The following is a 20,066-nucleotide window of genomic DNA, read 5'->3' as shown; positions in this document are numbered from 1 at the left end:
TCACTCCCGAAGCCTCGAACATGAGTACATGACAACGCGCGACCGCATGCTGGCACTCACCGTCGTCGTGCTGTGGGGTTTGAACTTCATCGCGATTCGCCTGGGCCTCAACCACTTCCCTCCGTTCTTCTTCGCCGCACTCCGGTTCGCGGGCATGGCCGTGCCGGTGGTGCTGTTCGTGCGGTTCCCGCGAATGCAGATCAAATGGTTTCTGTTGTACGCGTTCGGATTCGGCGTCGGACAGTTCGCATTCCTTTTTCTCGCGATGAACATCGGAATGCCGACAGGCCTCGCGTCGCTGGTGCTGCAGACGTCGGCCCCGTTCACGGTGCTGCTCGGCGTCGTGTTCTTGCGGGAGCGACTCGTGCCGGCGCAGGTGGTCGGAATCGCAGTCGCAGTTGGCGGAATCGTTCTGATCGGAGTCGACCGCGCGGGCCACAGTTCGCTCGGAGTCGGCATCGTCGTTCCGATCCTTCTCACCGTTCTGGCGGGACTGTCCTGGGCATTCGGCAACATCGGAAACCGCCTCGCGTTGCCGCCGAACTCCGGTGATGCGCTGCGGATGACGCTGTGGATGTCGGTGGTGCCGCCGATCCCGCTGTATTTGCTGAGTCTCGCTGTCGATGGACCATCCGCGGGCTTCCACGCCATGGCCACACTCGGCTCCACGTCAGGTCTCATCGCGCTGGCTGGGCTGGCATATGTGGTGCTGCTCGGGACCATCGCCGGGTCAGGTCTGTGGACGTCGCTGATGCAGCGCTACCCGGCCAGCCGAGTCGCGCCGATGTCGCTGCTGGTTCCCGTCGTGGGGATCACCGCAGCGTGGCTCTTCCTCGGCGAGCAACCTACCTACGTCGAGATCGGCGGAGCCGCGCTGGTCATCGCCGGATGCGCGGCAGGAGCGCTCGCCGCCCCACGATCACGCGCCCACACCACACCCCCTCCCGTTTTCAGTCATTCCCACGGCGACTCCGCCGCAAAAGACCAGGTCGGAGTAGGCAGCGCCGCCGAAAATGACTGAAAACGGGGCGCGGCAACTAGCTCCCCATCCGAAAGCTCCGGCGCGATCGATACGTTGCCATCGATAGCCGCCCCGCTGCACATGGCGTCGTCGCAGGACGTCGTCACGACCGCAACTGTTAGACGCCCTAGTATTCAGTGGTCGAACCAGCATCAGGGGGTGGGCGATGAGCCCGCCGAGGGACGCACGAGGGGATGATCAACGAGATGTCGCACGCCGAAGGCTCACAGCCGTCATCGTGGCCGAAGTCCGATAGCCACGAAGACGACGAAAGCCGTCTCGACGCGCCGGTCGGTGCGGGTCAGCATCCGTCAGACGCTCCCCAACCGCCGCAAGCGCAGTTCGCGCCACCCGCCGCGCAGGTCAACTGGTACACGGGCCGCTCGGGCGAGACGCCACAGACGCCAGCACCGCCGGTCGCGCAGTACCTCCCGCCCGATCAGCATTTCGAACCACAGCAGCCGAGCCCCGCACCAGCCGCTCCCAACCCGACTGCGCCCGGCACGTCCTACCCGAATGCGCCTGCACAGCAGCCCACTCCCCCGTGGCCCCACCATCCCGAGCCCGGTCAGTACGGCGGCCTCTACGTGGGTGGCGCGCAACAGCCGGGAATGCACCCGGGTGCTCAATTCCCCGGAGGGCCCGGTGCCGGCAATCCGAATCAACAGGCAGCGATACCGTTTTCGGCGCGCGGAACCGGATGGCGTCGTGCACTGAGTACCGTGTCGGGCGGTCTGATCAATCTGGGCCAAAGCAAGTCGCAGCAACAACTCGACGAAATGGTCGCACGCATCCGTCGGCCGATGGCCGGCGATTTCCGCCTGGCGGTGCTCTCCCTCAAGGGTGGCGTCGGAAAGACCACGACCACAATCGGTCTCGGGTCGGCGTTCGCGTCGCTGCGCGGCGACCGGGTGATCGCGGTCGATGCGAATCCCGACTTCGGGACGCTCGGCCGACGTGTCCCGCAGCAAACCGGTTCGACTGTGCGCTCACTACTGAACGATCCGAACGTCACCCGATACGGCGACGTTCGGCGCCATACGTCGCAGTCCGCGAGCCGTCTGGAAGTGCTTGCATCCGAACGTGATCCGGCAGTATCGGAATCTTTCAGCGCCGACGACTACCTCGACGTCATCGGAATTCTGGAGAACTACTACAACATCATCATGACCGACTGCGGTACCGGTCTGTTGCACTCGGCGATGGAGGGGGTCCTGAGTTCGGCGACCGCTATCGTCCTGGTCACGTCACCGGCCGTCGACGGTGCCGAAAGTGCCGCAGCGACACTCGATTGGCTCAACGCTCACGGCTATCAGCGACTCGTCCAGCAAGCTGTCGTGGTGATCTCTGCGTCGAAGCCGGGAGGTGCGCCGATCGACCTGGACATGCTGACGCAGCACTTCCTCGGCCGCACAAGGGCGGTGCAGATCATCCCGTTCGACGACCATCTCGCGACCGGTGCGCAGATAGACCTCGACCAGATGAATCGCGACACCCGTAATGCGTTCCTGGAACTCGCTGCGACAGTGTCTGATTCGTTCAACCCGGGCATGCCTGCCGCTGGTGTCGGAATCCCGGGATTCCAAGGACCACCGCCCGGATACCAAGCACCACCGCCCGGCTACCAGCCGCCTCCACCCGGGTACCAAGGGCCACCGCCCGGATACCAAGCACCACCGCCCGGCTACCAGCCGCCTCCGCCCGGGTACCAAGGGCCACCGCCCGGCTACCAGGCGCCTCCTGCCGGGTATCAGGGGCCTCCTGCCGGGTATCAGGGGCCCCCGCCTGGATACCAGCCTCCGGCGGGCGCACCGGGGTATCCGACCAGGGAGTCCGACACCCCGCCGCAGCCGTATCCGGCTGCGGCGCAGAGTCATTACGAGCCGGCACCACCGGGGTCGATCCCGCAGCCCGACGAACGCTTCTGAGTCAGTTCTCCGACTGGACGCCGCTGAGCTTTCCGAGCTGATCGGGGCAATAGGTCTGTGCTGCGAGGCCGACGACCTGGCCGGACTCGGCGTCGTCGAGTCCGTTGCCCACCTTGCGTATGGCGTCGAGGAGGCCGTCGCCCGCCTTCAGATTCGCGCACACCTGCTTGCCCGCTGCGACCGCGGCGGCGTCGTCGGGAAAGCGCACGTTGAGCTGCTTCAGCCCTGCGAGGTAGAGCTGATCACCTTGCAGCGGTGACGCTTTCGCAGCGTCGGGAGTCGAGGAGCTCGGCGGCGTCGAATCGCTCTCGCCTCCGCCGCATCCCGCGAGTCCGACGACCACCGCGGCCGCCGCAGGAATCAGCATTGCCCTAATCCCCGTCGTCCTGATCCCCGTTGCCCCGATCACCGGGCGTCCACTTTTCGGCATCCTCACGCCACATCCCCCATGTAAAACAGCTGAACTCGCCCCGAACCGTCGACCACTCTACTGATGCGCGGCCCGCGTCAGCGCAGGGCATCGGAAGCCACGGCGGTGAACCGCGAGATCGCTTGACCTGCAACAGAACTGAACGCAGCCATGTTGGCGAACCCGTGGATCAGCGAACCCTCGCGCTGCAGCGTGACGGGCACCCCCGCAGCACCGAGAGCGTCGGCGTATGCGATGCCCTCGTCGCGCAGAGGATCGAATCCAGCAACTACCACGTGTGCAGGCGGTAGTCCTGAAAGGTCTTGTGCCAGTAGCGGAGAGACGCGTGGATCGGCGCGCTGGGCAGGATCGGGCACGTAGATGTCCGTGAAGTCAGCGATGCGCTCGGCGGTCAAGAAGTAGCCCTTCGAGAACTCGCGGGTTGAGCCGTATTCGCCGACGGAATCGGTCTTGGGGTAGAGCAAGAGTTGCAGGAGCGGCGTCACCTGCTCGCCACGAACTTGCTGCGCGATGACCGCCGCGAGATTGCCGCCTGCGCTGTCGCCTGCCACGACGATCCGGTCGCTGGGGATACCCCAGCCCGGGGCGGCGTCGACCACACCGCGCCAGGCGGCGAGAGCGTCGTCGACCGCTGCGGGGAAGGGATTCTCCGGCGCGAGTCGGTACTCGACCGAGACGACGTCGGCGCCGGTGTCGAGGGCGAGCCTGCGCGCCAGTGGGTCGTGACTTCTGCGACTGCCCGTGGTGAACCCTCCGCCGTGGAAGAACAGGATCAACCCGCGGCTCTCGACGCCCGCGCGGTAGCGCGTCACCGGGATCGGGCCTGCCGGGCCGTCGAACTCCAAATCCTCCTCGACGGCAAGCACCGGGAGTTTTTCTGCGGTGAGCGCTGCGACCCGCGCCAAACCGCTGCGCGCCCTGCCGATGGTCGGGCCTCCCATGTCGGCATCCGGGAGGACTGCGGTGGCCACCGCCGCGGCCAGCATCTCGACGCTGACGTGGTCGCCGTCAGCGTTGACCGGACACCATCGCGACACTGCACCGAACACCTGCGGTGGTACGTGGCCGATGACTCGCAACAGCGAGCGAACGGGTCGTAGCGGCGGGGACAGCGTGGGATTGGAGGCGCGACTCACGGCCGCGAGACTACCCGCACGAGGGCGTGGTCTCGACAAGCTCGACCAGCGGGATGCGGCTCGACCAGTGGGGGCGGCTCGACCAGCGAGGGGGCGGCTCGACCAGCGAAGAGCGGCCCGACCAGCGCGGGCGCTGCGCCCCGACGGCGCGCCGTGGGGCGCTGTGAAAGACTCTCCCCATGCCCGACCGCGTCCCCGCTCCGGGTGGCTCGACCACCCGTGTCCCCCTTCGTACGTCGCTAGCCCTCGGAGCTGCGTCGGCTGCCCGCTGGGCGTCGCGCACCGCGGGGCGTGGCAAGGGATCGATGATCGGCGGCCTGGTCGCCGAAAAGATCGACCCGAACATCATGGGGCGTCTCGCCGCCGGAAAACGGACCGCGCTGATCACCGGGACGAACGGAAAGTCGACGACAACACGCATGACCGCCGCGGCTCTGGCGGAACTCGGCGAGGTCGCCACCCAGGCCGACGGCGCCAACATGGACGCGGGCATCATCGCGACGCTCAGCTTGCAGCGGACGGCGCCGGTCGCCGCACTCGAGGTCGACGAGTTGCACGTTCCGCACGTGAGCGACGCCGTCGACCCCGAGGTCGTGGTGATGCTCAACCTCTCACGCGACCAGCTCGACCGCGTCGGAGAGATCAACATGATCGAACGACGACTCCGCGAAGGCCTGGCACGCCACCCCGATACGACGGTGATCGCCAACTGCGACGACGTCCTGATCACCTCTGCCGCGTTCGACGCTCCGAAGGTCGTCTGGGTGGCTGCGGGTGCGAGCTGGGTCGGCGACTCGGTGAGCTGCCCGCGCACCGGCGAACCGATCGCGCGCACCTCCGGCGACCCCACCGACCCGTCGATTCAGAGCGGCGTCGACTGGTATTCGACAGGCGATCCGACGTTCCGTCGTCCGACGCCCCAGTGGTGGGTCGACGACGAAAAGATCTATGGCCCTGACGGATTCGAGGCCCCGATGACGCTGAGCGTGCCCGGCCGCGCCAACCGGGGCAACGCCGCGCAGGCGGTAGCCGCTGCCGTCGCGATGGGCGCCGACCCCGCGAAGGCCGTTGCCGCCGTCAGCACCGTCGGCGAGGTGGCCGGACGCTACGGCATCCACCAGGTGGGCAACCATTCCGTGCGCACGCTGCTCGCCAAGAATCCCGCGGGTTGGCAGGAAGCGCTCTCGATGATCGATCAGGACGCCGACGGCCTGGTCATCGCCGTCAACGGTCAGGTCCCCGACGGCGAGGATCTCTCCTGGCTGTGGGACGTGCGCTTCGAGGCATTCGAGACGATGCAGGTGGTCGCGGCCGGCGAACGCGCCGCCGACCTGTCGGTCCGACTGCTCTACGCGGGCGCCGAGCACACCACCATCCCCGACACCACGAAAGCCATCGCCTCGTGCCCGCCCGGACGCGTCGAGGTGTTGGCCAATTACACGGCGTTCCGCGACCTCGGCGTCGCAATCGAACGCGCCGAGCGCGCACGGAAGGGACAGCAATGAGTACGTCGACGCTGCGCATCGGCCTCGTCCTGCCCGACGTCATGGGCACCTACGGCGACGGCGGCAACGCATTGATCCTGCGTCAGCGGGCGCGCATGCGTGGGGTCGACGCCGAGATCGTGCAGATCACCCTCGACGACGAGGTGCCCGACTCGCTCGACGTCTACACCCTCGGCGGCGCTGAAGACTATGCCCAGCGGCTCGCCACTCGGCATCTCACGCGATACCCGGGTCTGCAGCGGGCCGCCGCCGCCGGACGTCCCGTGCTCGCCATCTGCGCCGCGATCCAGGTGCTCGGCCACTGGTACGAGACGTCGGCAGGCGAACGCGTCGACGGCATCTCACTCTTCGACCTGACCACGTCGCCGCAGGCCACACGCAGTATCGGCGAGGTGGTCACCGACCCGGTGATGCCCGGACTGACCGATCAGCTCACCGGATTCGAGAACCACCGCGGGGGTACAACGCTGGGGTCCGACGCAGCGCCGCTCGCGAAGGTCCGCCACGGCGTCGGCAACGGTGTCGGCGACGGGACCGAGGGCGTCGTGCAGGGCTCGGTGCTCGGGACGTACATGCACGGTCCGGCGCTGGCAAGGAACCCGCAGCTCGCCGACCTGCTCTTGGCACGCGCGATGGGCGTCGACTCGCTGGCACCGCTGGACCTGCCCGAAGTGGACCGGCTGCGCCGCGAGCGGCTCGCCGCCGGGCGTCGAGGCTGAGCTCCACCTTCGCTGGTCGAGCGCTACTCCGCTGGTCGAGCGCCCAGCCCGCTGGTCGAGCTTGTCGAGACCACCCCGCGTCGAGGCTGATTTCGACACGGGTGCTCACTGCGTTCGCCCCCTGCTCAATCGGCGGGAGAGGTCGAGCGCCCACGCGGCTGGTCGAGCCTGTCGAGACCACCCGCCGGCCGAGCGCTACTCCGCTGGTCGAGCCTGTCGAGACCACGCCCGGCGGAAGCGCGGGCACTTCTCCGGCCCGCAGATGGCGCAGTCGGTGCCCGATCGGAAGTGTTCGTGGGCTGCGCGGGGATGACCGCAGCGGCACGTCGAGTCGGGATCGCGACCTGCGAGCCGTCGCATCTTCTCGCTCATGGACGCCGTCACTTCCGTTCTGCTGCACACCGCTTCGACGCGGACACCGTTGTTGACGCCGATCGTATCCACTCGGCCGCCGGCTCCGATACGAAGGCTCACCTCAGCGGGTCGATCAGTCACGCGCTCGCGTCGTCGACAACGGGCAACCCCGCGTGGCGGCCCGCGGCGCGCAGTACCTCGCGCAGCATGGCGGGCGTCAGGCGTCCGGTGAACGTATTGTGTTGGCTCACATGATAACTCGCGAACAAGGTGAGTTCGCGGTCGCCGCGTCGAATCACGGTCTGCGCTCCATGACCGAACTTCGGTCGGGGCCGCGCGACCTCCCACCCGAGACCTGCGAACCCGGTCAGCGCCGCCTGCCAACCGAATGCGCCAAGGACGAAGACCGATCGCAAAGTCGGTGCGAGAAGGTCGATTTCGTTGTGTAGCCAGTGCGCGCACTGGTCGCGCTCAGCCGGAGTCGGCTTGTTCTGCGGTGGCGCGCAGTGGACGGGCGCGGTGATCCGCACGCCGGTCAGTTCCAGGCCGTCGTCGATCGAGACCGCAGTGGGTTTGTTGGCCAGCCCGACGTCGTAGAGCGCACGGTAGAGCACGTCGCCGCTCTGGTCGCCGGTGAACATTCGGCCGGTCCGGTTGGCGCCGTGCGCCGCGGGCGCCAGCCCGAGGATCAGCATCGCGGCGTCGGCCGGACCGAAGCCGGGAATCGGCCTGCCCCAATAGGTTTGGTCGGCGAAGGCCGCACGCTTCTCCCTGGCGACCAATTCACGCCACGCGACGAGCCGCGGGCACGCACGACACTGGATCAGCGCCGCGTCGAGTGTCGCGATGCTGCGGTAGGCCATGAGCTCACGGTACGCGGGTCAGTCCAGCACCCGGCACCGCTCGCGCGTGCGGTCGACGGCGAACCAGCCGCGCTCGAACTGCTGCCACTTCTCGAGGTGAGGCCGGGATGCCTCGCCGTCGCGCGCAATAGCGCGTTCGAGTCGCTCGTCGGGAGCGCCGCCGTCGAGCCACAGCGAGTACGTCAACCGGTCGGCGATACGACGCCGCGCCGCCGACACCCCTTCGATGATCAGCAAGGGCTCCCAGCGATACCAGACCCTTTTGCCGACGCGTGGCTCACCGTCGACCCACTCCCGTGGGCGATACCGGTAGTCGCGACGTCGGACAAAGGCATGCAGCACATCGGATTCCATCTCCGGCCACCACGCCACGGGGTCGTCCCAGGTGGCGAAATCGTCGGTGCGGACGAGCACGACGCCGGTGCCGCGAGCGCGCAACTTCTCGACGAGCGCGTCCGCCACGGTGGTCTTTCCCGATCCGGATGGCCCGTCGATGGCGACGATGCCGGACACCATTTCCGCGGCGAGTTCGTCGAGCTGGATATCGAGTTCAGGTGTCATGGCGGTCAGGCCAGCACCCGCCGCCCCGACAACGCCCGGCCGAGTGTGAGTTCGTCGGCGAACTCAAGGTCGCCACCCATCGGCAGACCCGAAGCCAGGCGAGTCACCGACAGCCCCGGGAAGTCTTTGAGCATGCGCAGGAGGTAGGTCGCGGTGGCCTCGCCCTCGGTGTTGGGGTCGGTCGCGACGATGATCTCGCTGACGTCGATACCGTCGGGCTGATTGGCGAGGCGTCGAAGCAGTTCGCGGATGCGCAGTTGATCGGGCCCGATCCCCGACAGCGGATCGAGCGCACCGCCGAGCACGTGATAGCGACCGTGGAACTCCTTGGTCCGCTCGATCGCGTGGACATCCTTGGGCTCCTCGACGACGCAGATCTTGGTGGCATCGCGACGCGCGTCGGAACAGATGCGGCAAAGCCGATCCGCGGAGACATTGCCGCACTCCGCACAAAAGGTGACGTCGTCGCGGACGTGGCCGAGGGCAGCGATGAGTCGGTCGATGTCGGACTTCTCACCGGCGAGCAGGTGGAAGGCGATGCGCTGCGCACCCTTGGGGCCGAGCCCTGGCTGTTTGGCCAGCTCGTCGATCAGATCCTGGATGGGGCCCTCGTACATGAAGTGTCAGCCGAGGCCGGGAAGTCCGCCGCCGAGTCCGCCTGCGAGCGGTCCCATCTTCGCGCTCGTCAGTTCGTCACGCTTGGACGCGAGATCCGACAGCGCACCGAGGACCAGATCCTGCAGCGTCTCGACGTCGTCTGCGTCGACGACCTTGGGATCGATGGTCACCGCGGTGACCTCGCCGGTACCGGTTCCGGTCACGGTGACCAGCCCGTTGCCGGCCGAACCGGTGACCTCGGTTGCCGCGATCTCCTCCTGCGCCGCGAGCAACTTCTCCTGCATCTGCTGCGCCTGAGCGAGCAGGCCCGCCATCGGATTCTCGCCGCCGTCACCGCCGCCGAACAGGGAACTGGGGTCAAAAGGTTGAGTCACGTTCACCAGGATAGTCGGTGCGCTCACCGCAGCAGTCGCTCGACATGCTCGATGATCTCGTCGACACTCTCGTCGCCGACCGGCGTGATCTGGAAGGAGAGCAGGTTGTCGCCGAAAAGCCTGCCCGCCTTCGGGGTGAGCGCGAACTCGATCCGGTCGTTGTCGACGCGACGCCACTCGACCACCCCGCCGTAGACGGGCGCACTGGCTCCCGTGGTGACGCAATAGCCTTCGCGGCCAGAGCCTCCAAGGCCAGGGCCCACACGGCCACCCGCTTCGGAGTCACTGACCAGGTCGCGCTGAATCTGGAAGCAGCCCATCGATTCGTCGTCGATGAAGACGACGGCCTCGCACCCGAGATCGGGGTGTCGCTCGTAGGAGGCGTGGATGGTCACGAATGTCAGCCTAGCGACGCATTCGAGGCTGATCGAGCCCACGTCCGGGCCCGCAACTGCCACTACTACGTACACAACTCGTACCTGAGCGAGGGGCCGCGACAATAATTTCGATGGCCCTCCGCTGACGACACGATTGTGTACGCACTTGCTCACCCGGCCCGGGCGGGCGACTGTTCCGGGTGCCGACCGCTGACGAATCTCCGCGGTTCGCCGGTCAGCGGGTCGTCGAACTCCAGGCTGTGCGCGAGTAGGCGCAGCGGCCGGGTGAAGTCGCCTCGATCGGGCAGTTCAGCGAGGTCGGGGCGTACGTCGGGGTACAGCGGATCGTCGACGATGGGCACCCCGAGCAATGCCATGTGCAGGCGGAGTTGGTGGGTGCGTCCGGTGTGCGGACGCAGACGGTAGAGGCCGTGGCCAAGCCCGACATCCTCGATCAGAGTGATCTCGCTGACCGCGTTGACTTCGCCGTCGACGACCAGAGCCCGCAGGTCACCGGCCGTTTTCTCGATGCGATTGCGCACGGTCGCCGGGGTGCGCAGCGCGTCGTCGAGCGGTGCCAGCGCACGGTATTCCTTGCGCGCGAGTCGTCGGGCGAACAGGTCCTGATACGCCGCGCGCACCTGCGGGCGGGCCGTGAACAACAGCACCCCGGACGTCAGGCGGTCGAGCCGGTGAGCGGGCGCGAGCGCGTCGTTGCCGAGTTCACGCCGCAGCCGCACCAAAGCGGTCTGGGCGACGTGCCGCCCGCGCGGCATGGTCGCGAGGAACGGCGGTTTGTCGACGACGACAATGTTCTCGTCGCGGTACAGGATCGGCAGGTCGAACGGGATCTCGATCTCGTCGGGCAGGTCCCGATACAGGTAATACGACGTGTTGGCACGGGCGGGAGCGTCGAGGTCGGCGCGATTGCCATCTGCGTCGACCACTTCGCCAGCGGCAGTCCGCTCCCGTAGGCCGTCGACGGTCAGGTCGGCCAGCGACGGGCTGGCCAGCAGCGACTCCCCGACGGTCCGCTCCTCGCCGTGGCGCACCACGACGCGCGTCGCGTCGACGCCGTCGCGCACCGGCAGCGGCGAGGGCCGGGCGCGACCGCGACGTCGTGGCGTCCGGGCGTCGTCCTGCGGACTCATCGTGCGAACCGGTCCGCAGAACTGGCCTTTACTTCTCGACCCGCGCCTTCAGGTTCGCGAGCAACTGTGCCTGGATCTTCGCGAGACCCTTGGGCGCAAACGTCTTCTCGAAGAAGCCGCCGATGCCGCTGGCGTTGGAGTTCCACGTGGTGGTCGTGGTGACCTTGGAACCGCTACCGGCCGGGGTGACCTTGTAGGTGGTGACCATCGACGAATTCTCGTCGCGTTCGGTGATGGTGTCCGGCACGACGCTGACGGTCGCCTTGACGTCGCGCTGACGCTTCGAGGTCGCCTGCAGAATCCAATGCACCACCGTGCCGTCGCCCTGGCCGCCGCTGATGACCTTGTAGTCGCGGTACTGCTCGGGAAGGATCGCCGGACGCGCGTCGACGTAGTCGGCAAGCACCCCGATCACCTGGTCGGCACTTGCGGCGATGTCGATCGATTGACTGGCGGAAATCTCACCCACGACGGGCACTCCTTCATGGCAGATTGGCGGGCGTGCTGATCAGGTCCTAGGCTAGCCAAGTGACTTCTGGACGGTTGGAGATGGGGGCACAGGCATTCGACGACGGGGTTGCCACCCTTCTGGCCAGCTATCGGGCAATTCCGCCGGGAGCAACGGTCCGTCTCGCGAAAAAGACGTCGAACCTGTTTCGTGCACGCGCCAAGAATCCGCATCCCGGCCTCGACGTATCGGGTCTCGACAGGGTGATTTCCGTCGACCCGGTGGCCAAGACCGCCGACGTCGCGGGGATGTGCACCTACGAGAACCTGGTCGCCGCAACGCTGCCGTACGGGCTGGCGCCGCTGGTGGTGCCGCAGCTCAAGACCATCACCCTCGGCGGAGCGGTCACGGGTCTCGGCATCGAGAGCACATCCTTCCGCAACGGCTTGCCGCACGAGTCGGTGCTCGAGATAGACATTCTGACCGGCGACGGCTCCATCGTCACCGCAACCCCGACCAACGAGAACTCCGAACTCTTCTTCGGCTTCCCCAATTCATATGGGACGCTGGGGTATTCGGTCAGACTGAAGATCGAGCTCGAAACCGTTCAGCCGTACGTCGCATTGCGCCACATACGTTTTCACGATCTTGCGGCACTGCAGTCGACGATGAACACCATCGCAGACGAGCGTAGCTACGACGGCGAGCGCGTCGACTACCTCGATGGTGTGGTTTTCACCGCCGACGAGGCCTACCTGACCGTCGGCCGCCAAACCGACGAGGCCGGTCCGGTCAGCGATTACACGGGGATGGACATCTACTACCGGTCCATCCAGCACGCCTCGGGGATCAAGCGCGACCGCCTGACCATCCACGACTACCTCTGGCGCTGGGACACCGACTGGTTCTGGTGCTCACGAGCCTTCGGTGCCCAGAACCCCAAGATTCGACGGCTTTGGCCAAAGAAGTTGCTGCGCAGCAGCTTCTACTGGAAGTTGATCGGCTACGACCAGCGCTTCGACATCGCCGACAGACTCAACAAGCGCAAGGGTTTGCCCGCCAACGAGCGGGTGGTGCAAGACATCGAGGTTCCCATCGAGAACACCACCGCGTACCTCGAGTGGTTCCTCGAGAACATTCCGATCGAGCCGGTGTGGTTGTGCCCGTTGCGTTTACGTGAGCCGGCGCTGGCTGTCGCCGACGCCGCACGCCCCTGGCCGCTCTACCCGCTCGAGCCCAAGCGCACCTACGTCAACGTCGGGTTCTGGTCTGCGGTGCCCGTGACGCCCGACGACCCGGGACACGCCAACAAGCTCATCGAGCGAGAGGTGGCCGATCTCGACGGCCACAAATCGCTGTATTCGGAATCCTTCTACTCCCCCGAAGAGTTCGACGAACTCTACGGTGGCGAACACTATCGACTCCTGAAGAAGCGGTACGACCCTCGCGGCCGGCTTCTCGACCTCTATGCGAAAGCGGTGAAACGGCAATGACCACGTTCAAGGACAACGTACCCGCGTCTCCCTCTCCCTCGGACACCTCGCAGGGCAAAATGACTCTGGCGCAGATCTTCGAGTCGCTCGTCGGCGGCAATCTCAGCATCAGGGTCACCGCGTACGACGGCAGCTCGGCAGGTCCCGCCGACGCCGAGTACGGATTGAACCTCAAGAACGCCCGTGGCACAACGTATCTCGTCACCGCCCCCGGGGATCTCGGGTTGGCGCGCGCATACGTCTCAGGCGACCTCGAGTTGATCGGTGCCCACCCCGGTGACCCCTACGAGGCGCTGCGTGCTTTGGCCGCCGACCTCGAATTCAAGCGTCCGTCTCCGCTGACGTTGGCACATGTGGCCCGCTCGCTGGGCATCGAGCATTTCAAGCCGATCGCGCCGCCGCCCCAGGAGGCACTGCCGCGCTGGCGACGCTTCGCGGAAGGACTGCGGCACAGTAAGACTCGCGACGCCGAGGTGATCCATCATCACTACGACGTGTCGAATACGTTCTACGAGTGGGTCCTCGGACCGTCGATGACCTACACCTGCGCGGTCTACCCCGATCTCGAGGCGTCGCTGGAGACCGCCCAGGAGAACAAGTACCGTCTGATCTTCGACAAGCTGCGACTCAAGCCGGGTGACCGTCTCCTCGACATCGGTTGCGGCTGGGGCGGAATGGTGCGCTACGGAGCGTCGCGCGGAGTCAAGACGCTCGGCGTCACACTCTCCGCGGAACAGGCCGAGTGGGCGCAGAAGAAGATCGTCGACGAGGGACTCAGCGACCTCGCCGAGGTGCGGTTCAGCGACTACCGCGACGTGACCGAGAGCGACTTCGACGCCGTCTCGTCGATCGGACTCACCGAGCACATCGGGGTCCACAACTACCCGGCGTACTTCTCGTTCATCCGCGACAAGCTCCGGGTCGGCGGAATGATGTTGAACCATTGCATCACTCGGCCCGACAACTTCAAGAACGCACGCGCCGGATCGTTCATCGACCGGTACGTCTTTCCCGACGGCGAGCTCACCGGCTCCGGCAAGATCATCTCGAAGATCCAGGACATCGGCGGGCTCGAGGTGCTGCACGAGGAGGACTTCCGCCCGCACTACGCCATGACCCTGCGCGACTGGAACCGCAACCTCGTCGAGCACTGGGACGAGGCCGTCGAAGAGGTCACCGAGGGTACCGCCCGACTGTGGGGCCTCTACATGGCCGGATGCCGAATCGGCTTCGAGCGCAACATCGTTCAGCTCCACCACGTCCTCGCGACCAAGCTCGACGAGTACGGTCAGAGCGATCTCCCGCTGCGCCCGTGGTGGGACGCATAGAGGCGACTCGAATCCGCTGGTAGCGGCGCGAGGTTCGCGCTACTCCAGCGGCCGGGCGCCCAGCTCGGTCTTGAGCAGTTCCATCGCGACCTTGTTCGGGTCGAAGCGTCCCTCGGGGGTGGCGTTCTGCACCTCGGCGACCATCTCCGCACGCTCCGCGTCGGGGATGTCGTCGTCTTGGCGTGGCGGTTCGGGCTCCTCGGGCTCGGCCGGGGCCTCCGGTGCCGCGGCAGCGTCGGACTGCTCGCCCGAGCTGCCCCGAGCGCGGCTCGGACGCGAGAAGGTCTGAGCACGACGCTGCTGCCGATCCGGTTGGCCCGCTGCGTTTTTCGCGGGCGCGCTCACGTCGACGATCTTGTGGATCGTCTGCACGTCGAGTTCGGTTCCGAAGACCTCGCGCAGCGCCTCGCGCATGATGTTCACCGCGTGCGGCGCCGACAACCTGCCGACCAACACCTCGACGGGATGCGCCAAGACCACGATGTTGTCGCGGATCTCGTCGACGACGGCGTTCGACAGCATCGGCTCGAGACTCTTCGACCGCTCACGGACCGCGGCGCGCACTTCCTGGAAACGCTTGCGCGCGGTCTCTACGTCGAGGCCGGTCTGCGGCTCGGGTTCTGGTTGTGGTTCGGGTTCGGGTTCGACGCTGCGCGGCATGGACGGTCGACCGTCGTCGGGGACTGGCGCGTCGTAGTCGTCGACGGGCTCGTCGGGCAGCGGGATGTCGTCGTCTGCGGCTACCACCGCGGCCGGTTCCGGCGTCGGGGCAGGTTCGGGCGTCGCTTGCGCTTCGCGCTTCGGCATCGGGCGCGTGGGCTCGGCGGGTGCTGCCGCCGCGGGAGTGGGCTCGGAGGGCGTGGTCTCGACACGACCTCCGCTGGCGCTCCGGTCTGCTCGACCAGCGAGGGAATCGCTCGCGGGCTCGGCAGCGGCAGCGAGGGAATCGCCCGCGGACGCGGCAGCGGGAGCATCACCGCGCGTGGGCTCGGGCGGGGTGGTCTCGACACGACCTCCGCTGGCGCTCCGGTCTGCTCGACCAGCGGGAGTGACGCCTTCGCTGGCGCTCCGGTCTGCTCGACCAGCGGGAGTATCGCCGCCGACGGCCGGGGCAGCCTCATCGCGCGGAGCGGGGGGCGCCACGGCCTCTGCGGGAGCCGCGTCAGCCTGGGCGGCGGGCTCGTCGGCCGTCTTGCGCTGCGAGGGGCGGACGTACTTGGGCGGGTCGACGGGCGGCGGGGCGGGTGCCGCGGTGGGTGCACCCTCGGCGCGCGCGGACGGCGAGGGCGTTGCACCGCCGGCGTTCCCTCCGTCCGGAGCGACGCCCGACTCGAGTCGTTCGAGACGCTGGAGCAGCGCTGCGTCGTCGGCGGAGACCGATGGCAGCAGCATCCGCGCGCACATCACCTCGAGCAGCAGGCGCGGCGACGTGGTGCCGCGCATCTCGCCGAGAGCTTCGTGCACGATCTCGGCGAAGCGGGTGAGTCCGCCCGGTCCGAGGTGCTCGATCTGCCCCTGCATCCGCGCGAGTTGGTCTCCCGGTGCTTCAACCAGTCCGCGTTCGGCAGCGTCCGGAACTGCTTGCAGCAGAATGAGATCGCGCAGCCGCTCGAGTAGGTCGACGGCGAAGCGTCGAGGATCATGCCCGGCGTCGACGACCTTCTCGACCGTCGCGAACAGCGCTGCGCCATCGGAGGCGGCAAGGGCGTCGATGGCGTCGTCGATGAGTGCGATGTCGGTGACGCCGAGCAGTGCGAGGGCGCGGTCGTAGGTGACGCCCTCGTCGGATGCACCAGCGAGTAGCTGGTCGAGGATCGACAGCGAGTCGCGGGGCGAGCCGCCACCCGCGCGGATGACCAACGGATAGACATCCGGCGCCACGACGACGCCCTCTTTGGCGCAGATGTTCTCGAGCAGCCCGCGCATGACCGGCGGCGCGAGCAGCCGGAACGGGTAGTGGTGGGTGCGCGAGCGGATGGTCGGCAAGACCTTCTCGGGCTCGGTGGTGGCGAAGACGAATATGAGGTGCTCCGGCGGCTCCTCGACGATCTTCAGCAACGCGTTGAACCCCGCGTTGGTGACCATGTGCGCCTCGTCGACGATGAACACGCGATATCGCGACTCCGACGGTGCGTAGAAGGCGCGGTCGCGCAGTTCACGTGTGTCGTCGACGCCTCCGTGGCTGGCTGCGTCGAGTTCGATCACGTCGAGGTTGCCCGGCCCGCCCGGCGCGAGGGCCACGCACGACGAGCAGACGCCACACGGCGTCGACGTCGGGCCCTGCTCGCAGTTCAGTGAGCGCGCAAGGATGCGGGCCGATGACGTCTTGCCGCATCCGCGCGGTCCGGAGAACAGATACGCGTGATTGATGCGGTTTCCGTCGAGGGCGCGGCTGAGCGGATCGGTGACGTGCTCCTGCCCGACGACTTCGGCGAACGTTGCCGGACGATAGGTGCGATACAGAGCCACGCGTCGAGACTACCGGCGATCACCGACAGCGCAGCCCCCTCCCCTACGGCTGTGCACAGCGACCTGTCGCGGCAGGTCAGACTGCCGGGCTGGCCGTGGTGTTCTCAGCCCCGAACCGGTCGCGCAGCGCGAACTTGAGCACCTTGCCGGACGGATTGCGCGGCAGCGCGTCGATGAACTCCAGACGCAGCGGGAGCTTGTAGCGGGCGAGTCGGTCGGCCGCGAACTCGCGCAGTTCTTCCAGTGTCACGGTCTCGCCGGGCGCCGTCGCGACGACCGCGGTGACGGCCTCACCCCACTTGTCATCCGGGAGTCCGACGATCGCGACCTCGGCAACCGCCGGATGGCTGTAGAGCACGCTCTCGACCTCGGCGGGGTACACGTTCTCGCCACCGCTGATCACCATGTCCTTCACGCGGTCGATGACGTAGACGTAACCGTCCTCGTCCTCACGTCCGACGTCCCCGGTGTGGAACCACCCGTCGTCGTCGATCGCGGCATCGGTGGCGCCGGGATTGTCCCAGTAGCCCACCATCACCTGGGGTCCACGAACACAGATCTCGCCCGGCTGCCCCGGCGCCACCTCGGCGTTGGTGGCGTCGACGAGTCGCACGTTCGAGAGCGGCAGCACCCTGTTGCCCGCGGCTCCGATCTTCTTCTCCGACTCGTCGATACCCATCACGAGTGCGAGCGGAGCCGTCTCGGTGAGGCCGTAGCCCTGCGCGAACGTGACTCCGCGGTCGGCGTAGGTGCGCATCAACGGCTCGGGTACCGGAGCGCCACCGCAGATGAGGTATCGCAGGGACGAGAGATCGGCGGTGACGAAAGCAGGCACCTGACTCATGAACAGGAACATCGCGGGCACGCCGAACATCGTTGTCACACGGTATTTTTCGATGTCGGCGAGTGTCTGTGTTGGGTCGAACGCTCCCGACAGGATCACGTGGCCGCCCTTCTGGAGCGTGACCAGTGTGGTGACGTTGAGGCCGCCGATGTGGAACAGCGGCGCCGCGGTGTAGGTGATGTCGGTGGAGACGGTGTCGAAGCTGAGTAGCGCATTGATGTTGTTCCAGAACAGGTTTCCGTGCGTGAGCATGGCACCCTTGGGACGGCCGGTGGTCCCCGAGGTGTACATGATGACCGCGACATCCTCGGCGTCGGCGAACACCGGATCGGCGACCGGCACACCCGATGCCAGCACGTCGTCGAAGTTCTCCCATCCGTCAGCACCGCCGACCGCGATGAACCGCTGCACGTCGATGTCTGCGCGCACGTCGTCGACGACGCCGGTCAGCGAGGCGTCGGCGATGAGAGTTGTTGCGCCGCAGTCATCGAGGATGTACGCGAGCTCGGGTCCGGTGAGCCGGAAGTTGAGCGGGACGAACGTCGCGCCCGCTCGCGCGCAGGCGAACAGCGCGACCAAGAAAGCCGAATGGTTCGGTCCGAGGTAGGCAACGCGATCGCCGTGGGCGACTCCGCCGTCGACCAATCGCTCGGCCAGCAGGTCGATTCGACGCTGGAATTCGGCGAAGGTGAGTGTCTCACCGTCGAAGGTTAGTGCCGGGTGATCCGGGATGATCGCTGCGCGTCGCGCAATCCACGAACCGAGATCCATCGAATCGGGTACCACCACTCGTCCTGCCATGACTGACTCCCACCATCGGGGCGGAGCATGCTCGCGACTCCGCCGAGTTGGCGACAGCTTATTGCCCACCCGTGTCCGAGTTCAGTGAATTGACAATAACCGAGTAGTGCTACTGCAGATCGACGACGCCGGAGCATTCGGGTGCGCGCAGCGTCAGCAGTCCGCGGTTGACGGCATTGATCGTGATCTTCACCTTGCCGCGGCCCGGGATGTCGTCGATCCGATAGCCGCTGTCGTCGGCGATCGTGTGGACCCAGTGCGTGTTGTAGGTGCGCGTCGCGCCATTGGAGAGTTGGGTGACGGCGACTCTCGTGTCCGAGTAATAGCGAAAGAAGCTCTTGCTGTCTCCCCACATGGTGAACGTGTTGTCTCCCGCTCGCCGCTGGACATGTATGCCCGCGTACGAGGGGAAATCGAAGACGTTGGGGTTGAGGCTGTAACACCGCACTCCGACCTCGCCGTAGACCGATTCATCAGCCGCGGCGTGCCCTGCCCCGATCGTGGCTGCGGCTACCGCGCAGGCACCGACGAGCCCAGTGATCATTCTGCGTGTCATCGAACGTCGAATCATGGTGCGCCTCCTTGAGAATGTGGAGCCTCGGACCCTTCACCATTCACGTCGAGTTGCAGCGACGAGTCGTTAGCGCAACTAGCCGACCGTGTCGCGAACGTTATCGGCGCCGGTCACAACCGTGTTGTTCGACGACCGATAGACGACGATTGTCGCGATTGCCGTGCAGAGGAACACCGCGTTGTAGGGATAAACGGTGAACCATTCGAGCCAACTGATGCCGTGTTTGAAAAACAGTCCGATGAGGTAGGCGTCGGGAACCGTCTTGTTGACGAACCAGATCGGGTGCGCGAGGTAGGTGCGCCACGAGAACGCCACCAGAATCAGGCAGACACCCGCCACGCCTGCCAGTACTCGACGCAGCGGCGACAGATCAATGCGCAGCACAAGATTCACGCAGATCACCAAGATCGGCACGAACCACACCCAGTGGTGTCCCCATGACATGGGCGAGATCGCGCATGCCGTCATGCCGACCATGCTCAGCGCGAGGAGTTCCTGGCCGTGCCGGTGCGCGAGTACGGCCGCATACATGCCAAGCGTGAGCGCCGCGAGGGCCAGGACACCCCACAGCAACGAATTCGGCGCGTCGGTGTGGATGAGGTTGGCCAACCACCCGCGGATCGACTGATTTCCAACGGTTTGCGGCGCTCCGACTCGATTGGAGTCGAAGAGCTTGTCGGTCCAGTACGACCAGGATTCGCTTGGCAGCACGATGAATCCGACGACGATGGTGCCGACGAAACCCGCGATGACCCCGAACATCGCGCGCCATCGACGCAGAATCGCCAGGTACAAGATGAAGATCAACGGGGTCAGCTTGATACCCGCGGCGATCCCGGTGCCGACCCCCATGCCCCGACTGTTGTCGCCCTTGGGTCTGTCGACACGCAGCAGGTCGGCCAGGATGATGAGCAACAGGAAGACGTTGATCTGGCCGTACCAGACCGTCGTGCGGACCGGTTCGAGCAGCAGCGAGACGGCGATCAGCGAGAGCGCGATGAGCCGCAGCGGCCACGTTGCCTGCCTGCCGAGCGACCGGAAGCACAGCATGATCACCAGGTACAGCGCGATG

19 protein-coding genes and 1 pseudogene are annotated in these 20,066 nt (G+C 66.6%); 6 read left to right on the top strand and 14 right to left on the bottom strand.

What is annotated here, in order from left to right:
- The first annotated feature begins 28 nt into the window (after positions 1–28).
- Positions 29–1,021, top strand: coding sequence for an EamA family transporter (locus ABW18_RS18725; protein ID WP_049700515.1), 993 nt, complete (start codon positions 29–31; stop codon positions 1,019–1,021).
- Between the two features lie 194 nt (positions 1,022–1,215).
- Positions 1,216–2,286: pseudogene (locus ABW18_RS23520) on the top strand (MinD/ParA family ATP-binding protein); the annotation flags it as partial.
- 274 nt (positions 2,287–2,560) lie between these two features.
- Here the strand turns inward: ABW18_RS23520 and ABW18_RS23515 are convergent.
- The 3 genes from ABW18_RS23515 to ABW18_RS18710 form a co-directional block, all read right to left on the bottom strand.
- On the bottom strand, positions 2,561–2,740 hold the full coding sequence (locus tag ABW18_RS23515) for a hypothetical protein (RefSeq protein WP_414651987.1): 180 nt from the start codon (positions 2,738–2,740) through the stop codon (positions 2,561–2,563).
- A gap of 210 nt (positions 2,741–2,950) precedes the next feature.
- Positions 2,951–3,316, bottom strand: coding sequence for a DUF732 domain-containing protein (locus ABW18_RS18715; protein WP_049700513.1), 366 nt, complete (start codon positions 3,314–3,316; stop codon positions 2,951–2,953).
- Between the two features lie 140 nt (positions 3,317–3,456).
- On the bottom strand, positions 3,457–4,515 hold the full coding sequence (locus ABW18_RS18710; RefSeq protein WP_049700512.1) for an alpha/beta hydrolase: 1,059 nt from the start codon (positions 4,513–4,515) through the stop codon (positions 3,457–3,459).
- A gap of 179 nt (positions 4,516–4,694) precedes the next feature.
- Between ABW18_RS18710 and ABW18_RS18705 the strand changes: the two genes are divergently transcribed.
- Together ABW18_RS18705 and ABW18_RS18700 are read left to right on the top strand one after the other, a co-directional pair.
- Positions 4,695–6,020, top strand: a complete 1,326-nt coding sequence (locus tag ABW18_RS18705) for a MurT ligase domain-containing protein (protein ID WP_049700511.1) — start codon at positions 4,695–4,697, stop codon at positions 6,018–6,020.
- Positions 6,017–6,739: a type 1 glutamine amidotransferase gene (locus tag ABW18_RS18700; protein WP_049700510.1), complete on the top strand. Its 723-nt coding sequence runs from the start codon at positions 6,017–6,019 to the stop codon at positions 6,737–6,739. Before ABW18_RS18705 ends, ABW18_RS18700 begins: the two co-directional genes overlap by 4 nt.
- A 491-nt stretch (positions 6,740–7,230) precedes the next feature.
- Here ABW18_RS18700 and ABW18_RS18690 read toward each other — a convergent pair whose 3' ends face one another.
- The 7 genes from ABW18_RS18690 to ABW18_RS18660 all read right to left on the bottom strand — a co-directional run bounded on the left by ABW18_RS18690 (position 7,231) and on the right by ABW18_RS18660 (position 11,506).
- A complete protein-coding gene (locus tag ABW18_RS18690; protein WP_049700508.1) occupies positions 7,231–7,956 on the bottom strand; it encodes a uracil-DNA glycosylase in 726 nt (241 codons plus the stop codon).
- Between the two features lie 18 nt (positions 7,957–7,974).
- A complete protein-coding gene (locus tag ABW18_RS18685; protein WP_049700507.1) occupies positions 7,975–8,517 on the bottom strand; it encodes a uridine kinase family protein in 543 nt (180 codons plus the stop codon).
- Positions 8,518–8,522: 5 nt separating this feature from the next.
- On the bottom strand, positions 8,523–9,134 hold the full coding sequence (recR, locus tag ABW18_RS18680; RefSeq protein WP_049700506.1) for a recombination mediator RecR: 612 nt from the start codon (positions 9,132–9,134) through the stop codon (positions 8,523–8,525).
- 6 nt (positions 9,135–9,140) lie between these two features.
- The gene (locus ABW18_RS18675) at positions 9,141–9,509 is read right to left on the bottom strand and encodes a YbaB/EbfC family nucleoid-associated protein (protein WP_039856699.1); all 369 of its coding nucleotides are present in this window, start codon (positions 9,507–9,509) and stop codon (positions 9,141–9,143) included.
- Positions 9,510–9,532: 23 nt separating this feature from the next.
- On the bottom strand, positions 9,533–9,904 hold the full coding sequence (locus ABW18_RS18670; RefSeq protein ID WP_049700630.1) for a hypothetical protein: 372 nt from the start codon (positions 9,902–9,904) through the stop codon (positions 9,533–9,535).
- Between the two features lie 152 nt (positions 9,905–10,056).
- A complete protein-coding gene (locus ABW18_RS18665; RefSeq protein WP_083444459.1) occupies positions 10,057–11,037 on the bottom strand; it encodes a pseudouridine synthase in 981 nt (326 codons plus the stop codon).
- A 28-nt stretch (positions 11,038–11,065) separates the two neighbouring features.
- Positions 11,066–11,506 (bottom strand): SRPBCC family protein, encoded by a 441-nt coding sequence (locus tag ABW18_RS18660; protein WP_049700628.1) that lies wholly within the window; start codon positions 11,504–11,506, stop codon positions 11,066–11,068.
- An 80-nt stretch (positions 11,507–11,586) separates the two neighbouring features.
- Here ABW18_RS18660 and ABW18_RS18655 point away from each other — a divergent pair, with 80 nt between their 5' ends.
- Together ABW18_RS18655 and ABW18_RS18650 are read left to right on the top strand one after the other, a co-directional pair.
- Positions 11,587–12,978 carry an FAD-binding oxidoreductase gene (locus ABW18_RS18655; RefSeq protein ID WP_049700505.1) on the top strand — a complete coding sequence of 464 codons (1,392 nt, stop codon included), beginning with the start codon at positions 11,587–11,589 and terminating at the stop codon, positions 12,976–12,978.
- Positions 12,975–14,306, top strand: coding sequence for a class I SAM-dependent methyltransferase (locus tag ABW18_RS18650; protein ID WP_049700504.1), 1,332 nt, complete (start codon positions 12,975–12,977; stop codon positions 14,304–14,306). Before ABW18_RS18655 ends, ABW18_RS18650 begins: the two co-directional genes overlap by 4 nt.
- 39 nt (positions 14,307–14,345) lie before the next feature.
- Here ABW18_RS18650 and ABW18_RS18645 read toward each other — a convergent pair whose 3' ends face one another.
- From ABW18_RS18645 to ABW18_RS18630, 4 genes are all read right to left on the bottom strand, one after another.
- Positions 14,346–16,775, bottom strand: coding sequence for a DNA polymerase III subunit gamma and tau (locus tag ABW18_RS18645; protein WP_049700503.1), 2,430 nt, complete (start codon positions 16,773–16,775; stop codon positions 14,346–14,348).
- Positions 16,776–16,851: 76 nt separating this feature from the next.
- Positions 16,852–18,420: an acyl-CoA synthetase gene (locus ABW18_RS18640; RefSeq protein WP_049700502.1), complete on the bottom strand. Its 1,569-nt coding sequence runs from the start codon at positions 18,418–18,420 to the stop codon at positions 16,852–16,854.
- Positions 18,421–18,529: 109 nt separating this feature from the next.
- Positions 18,530–18,991, bottom strand: a complete 462-nt coding sequence (locus ABW18_RS18635) for a hypothetical protein (protein WP_049700501.1) — start codon at positions 18,989–18,991, stop codon at positions 18,530–18,532.
- A gap of 78 nt (positions 18,992–19,069) precedes the next feature.
- On the bottom strand, positions 19,070–20,066 hold a 997-nt coding region (locus tag ABW18_RS18630), incomplete at its 5' end, for a glycosyltransferase 87 family protein (protein ID WP_049700500.1).

This window comes from Gordonia jacobaea, from assembly GCF_001186365.1.
In the GTDB taxonomy this organism is placed as follows: domain Bacteria; phylum Actinomycetota; class Actinomycetes; order Mycobacteriales; family Mycobacteriaceae; genus Gordonia; species Gordonia jacobaea.
Note: the sequence above shows the minus strand (reverse complement) of the source record. Positions and strands in the feature narration are given on the sequence as shown.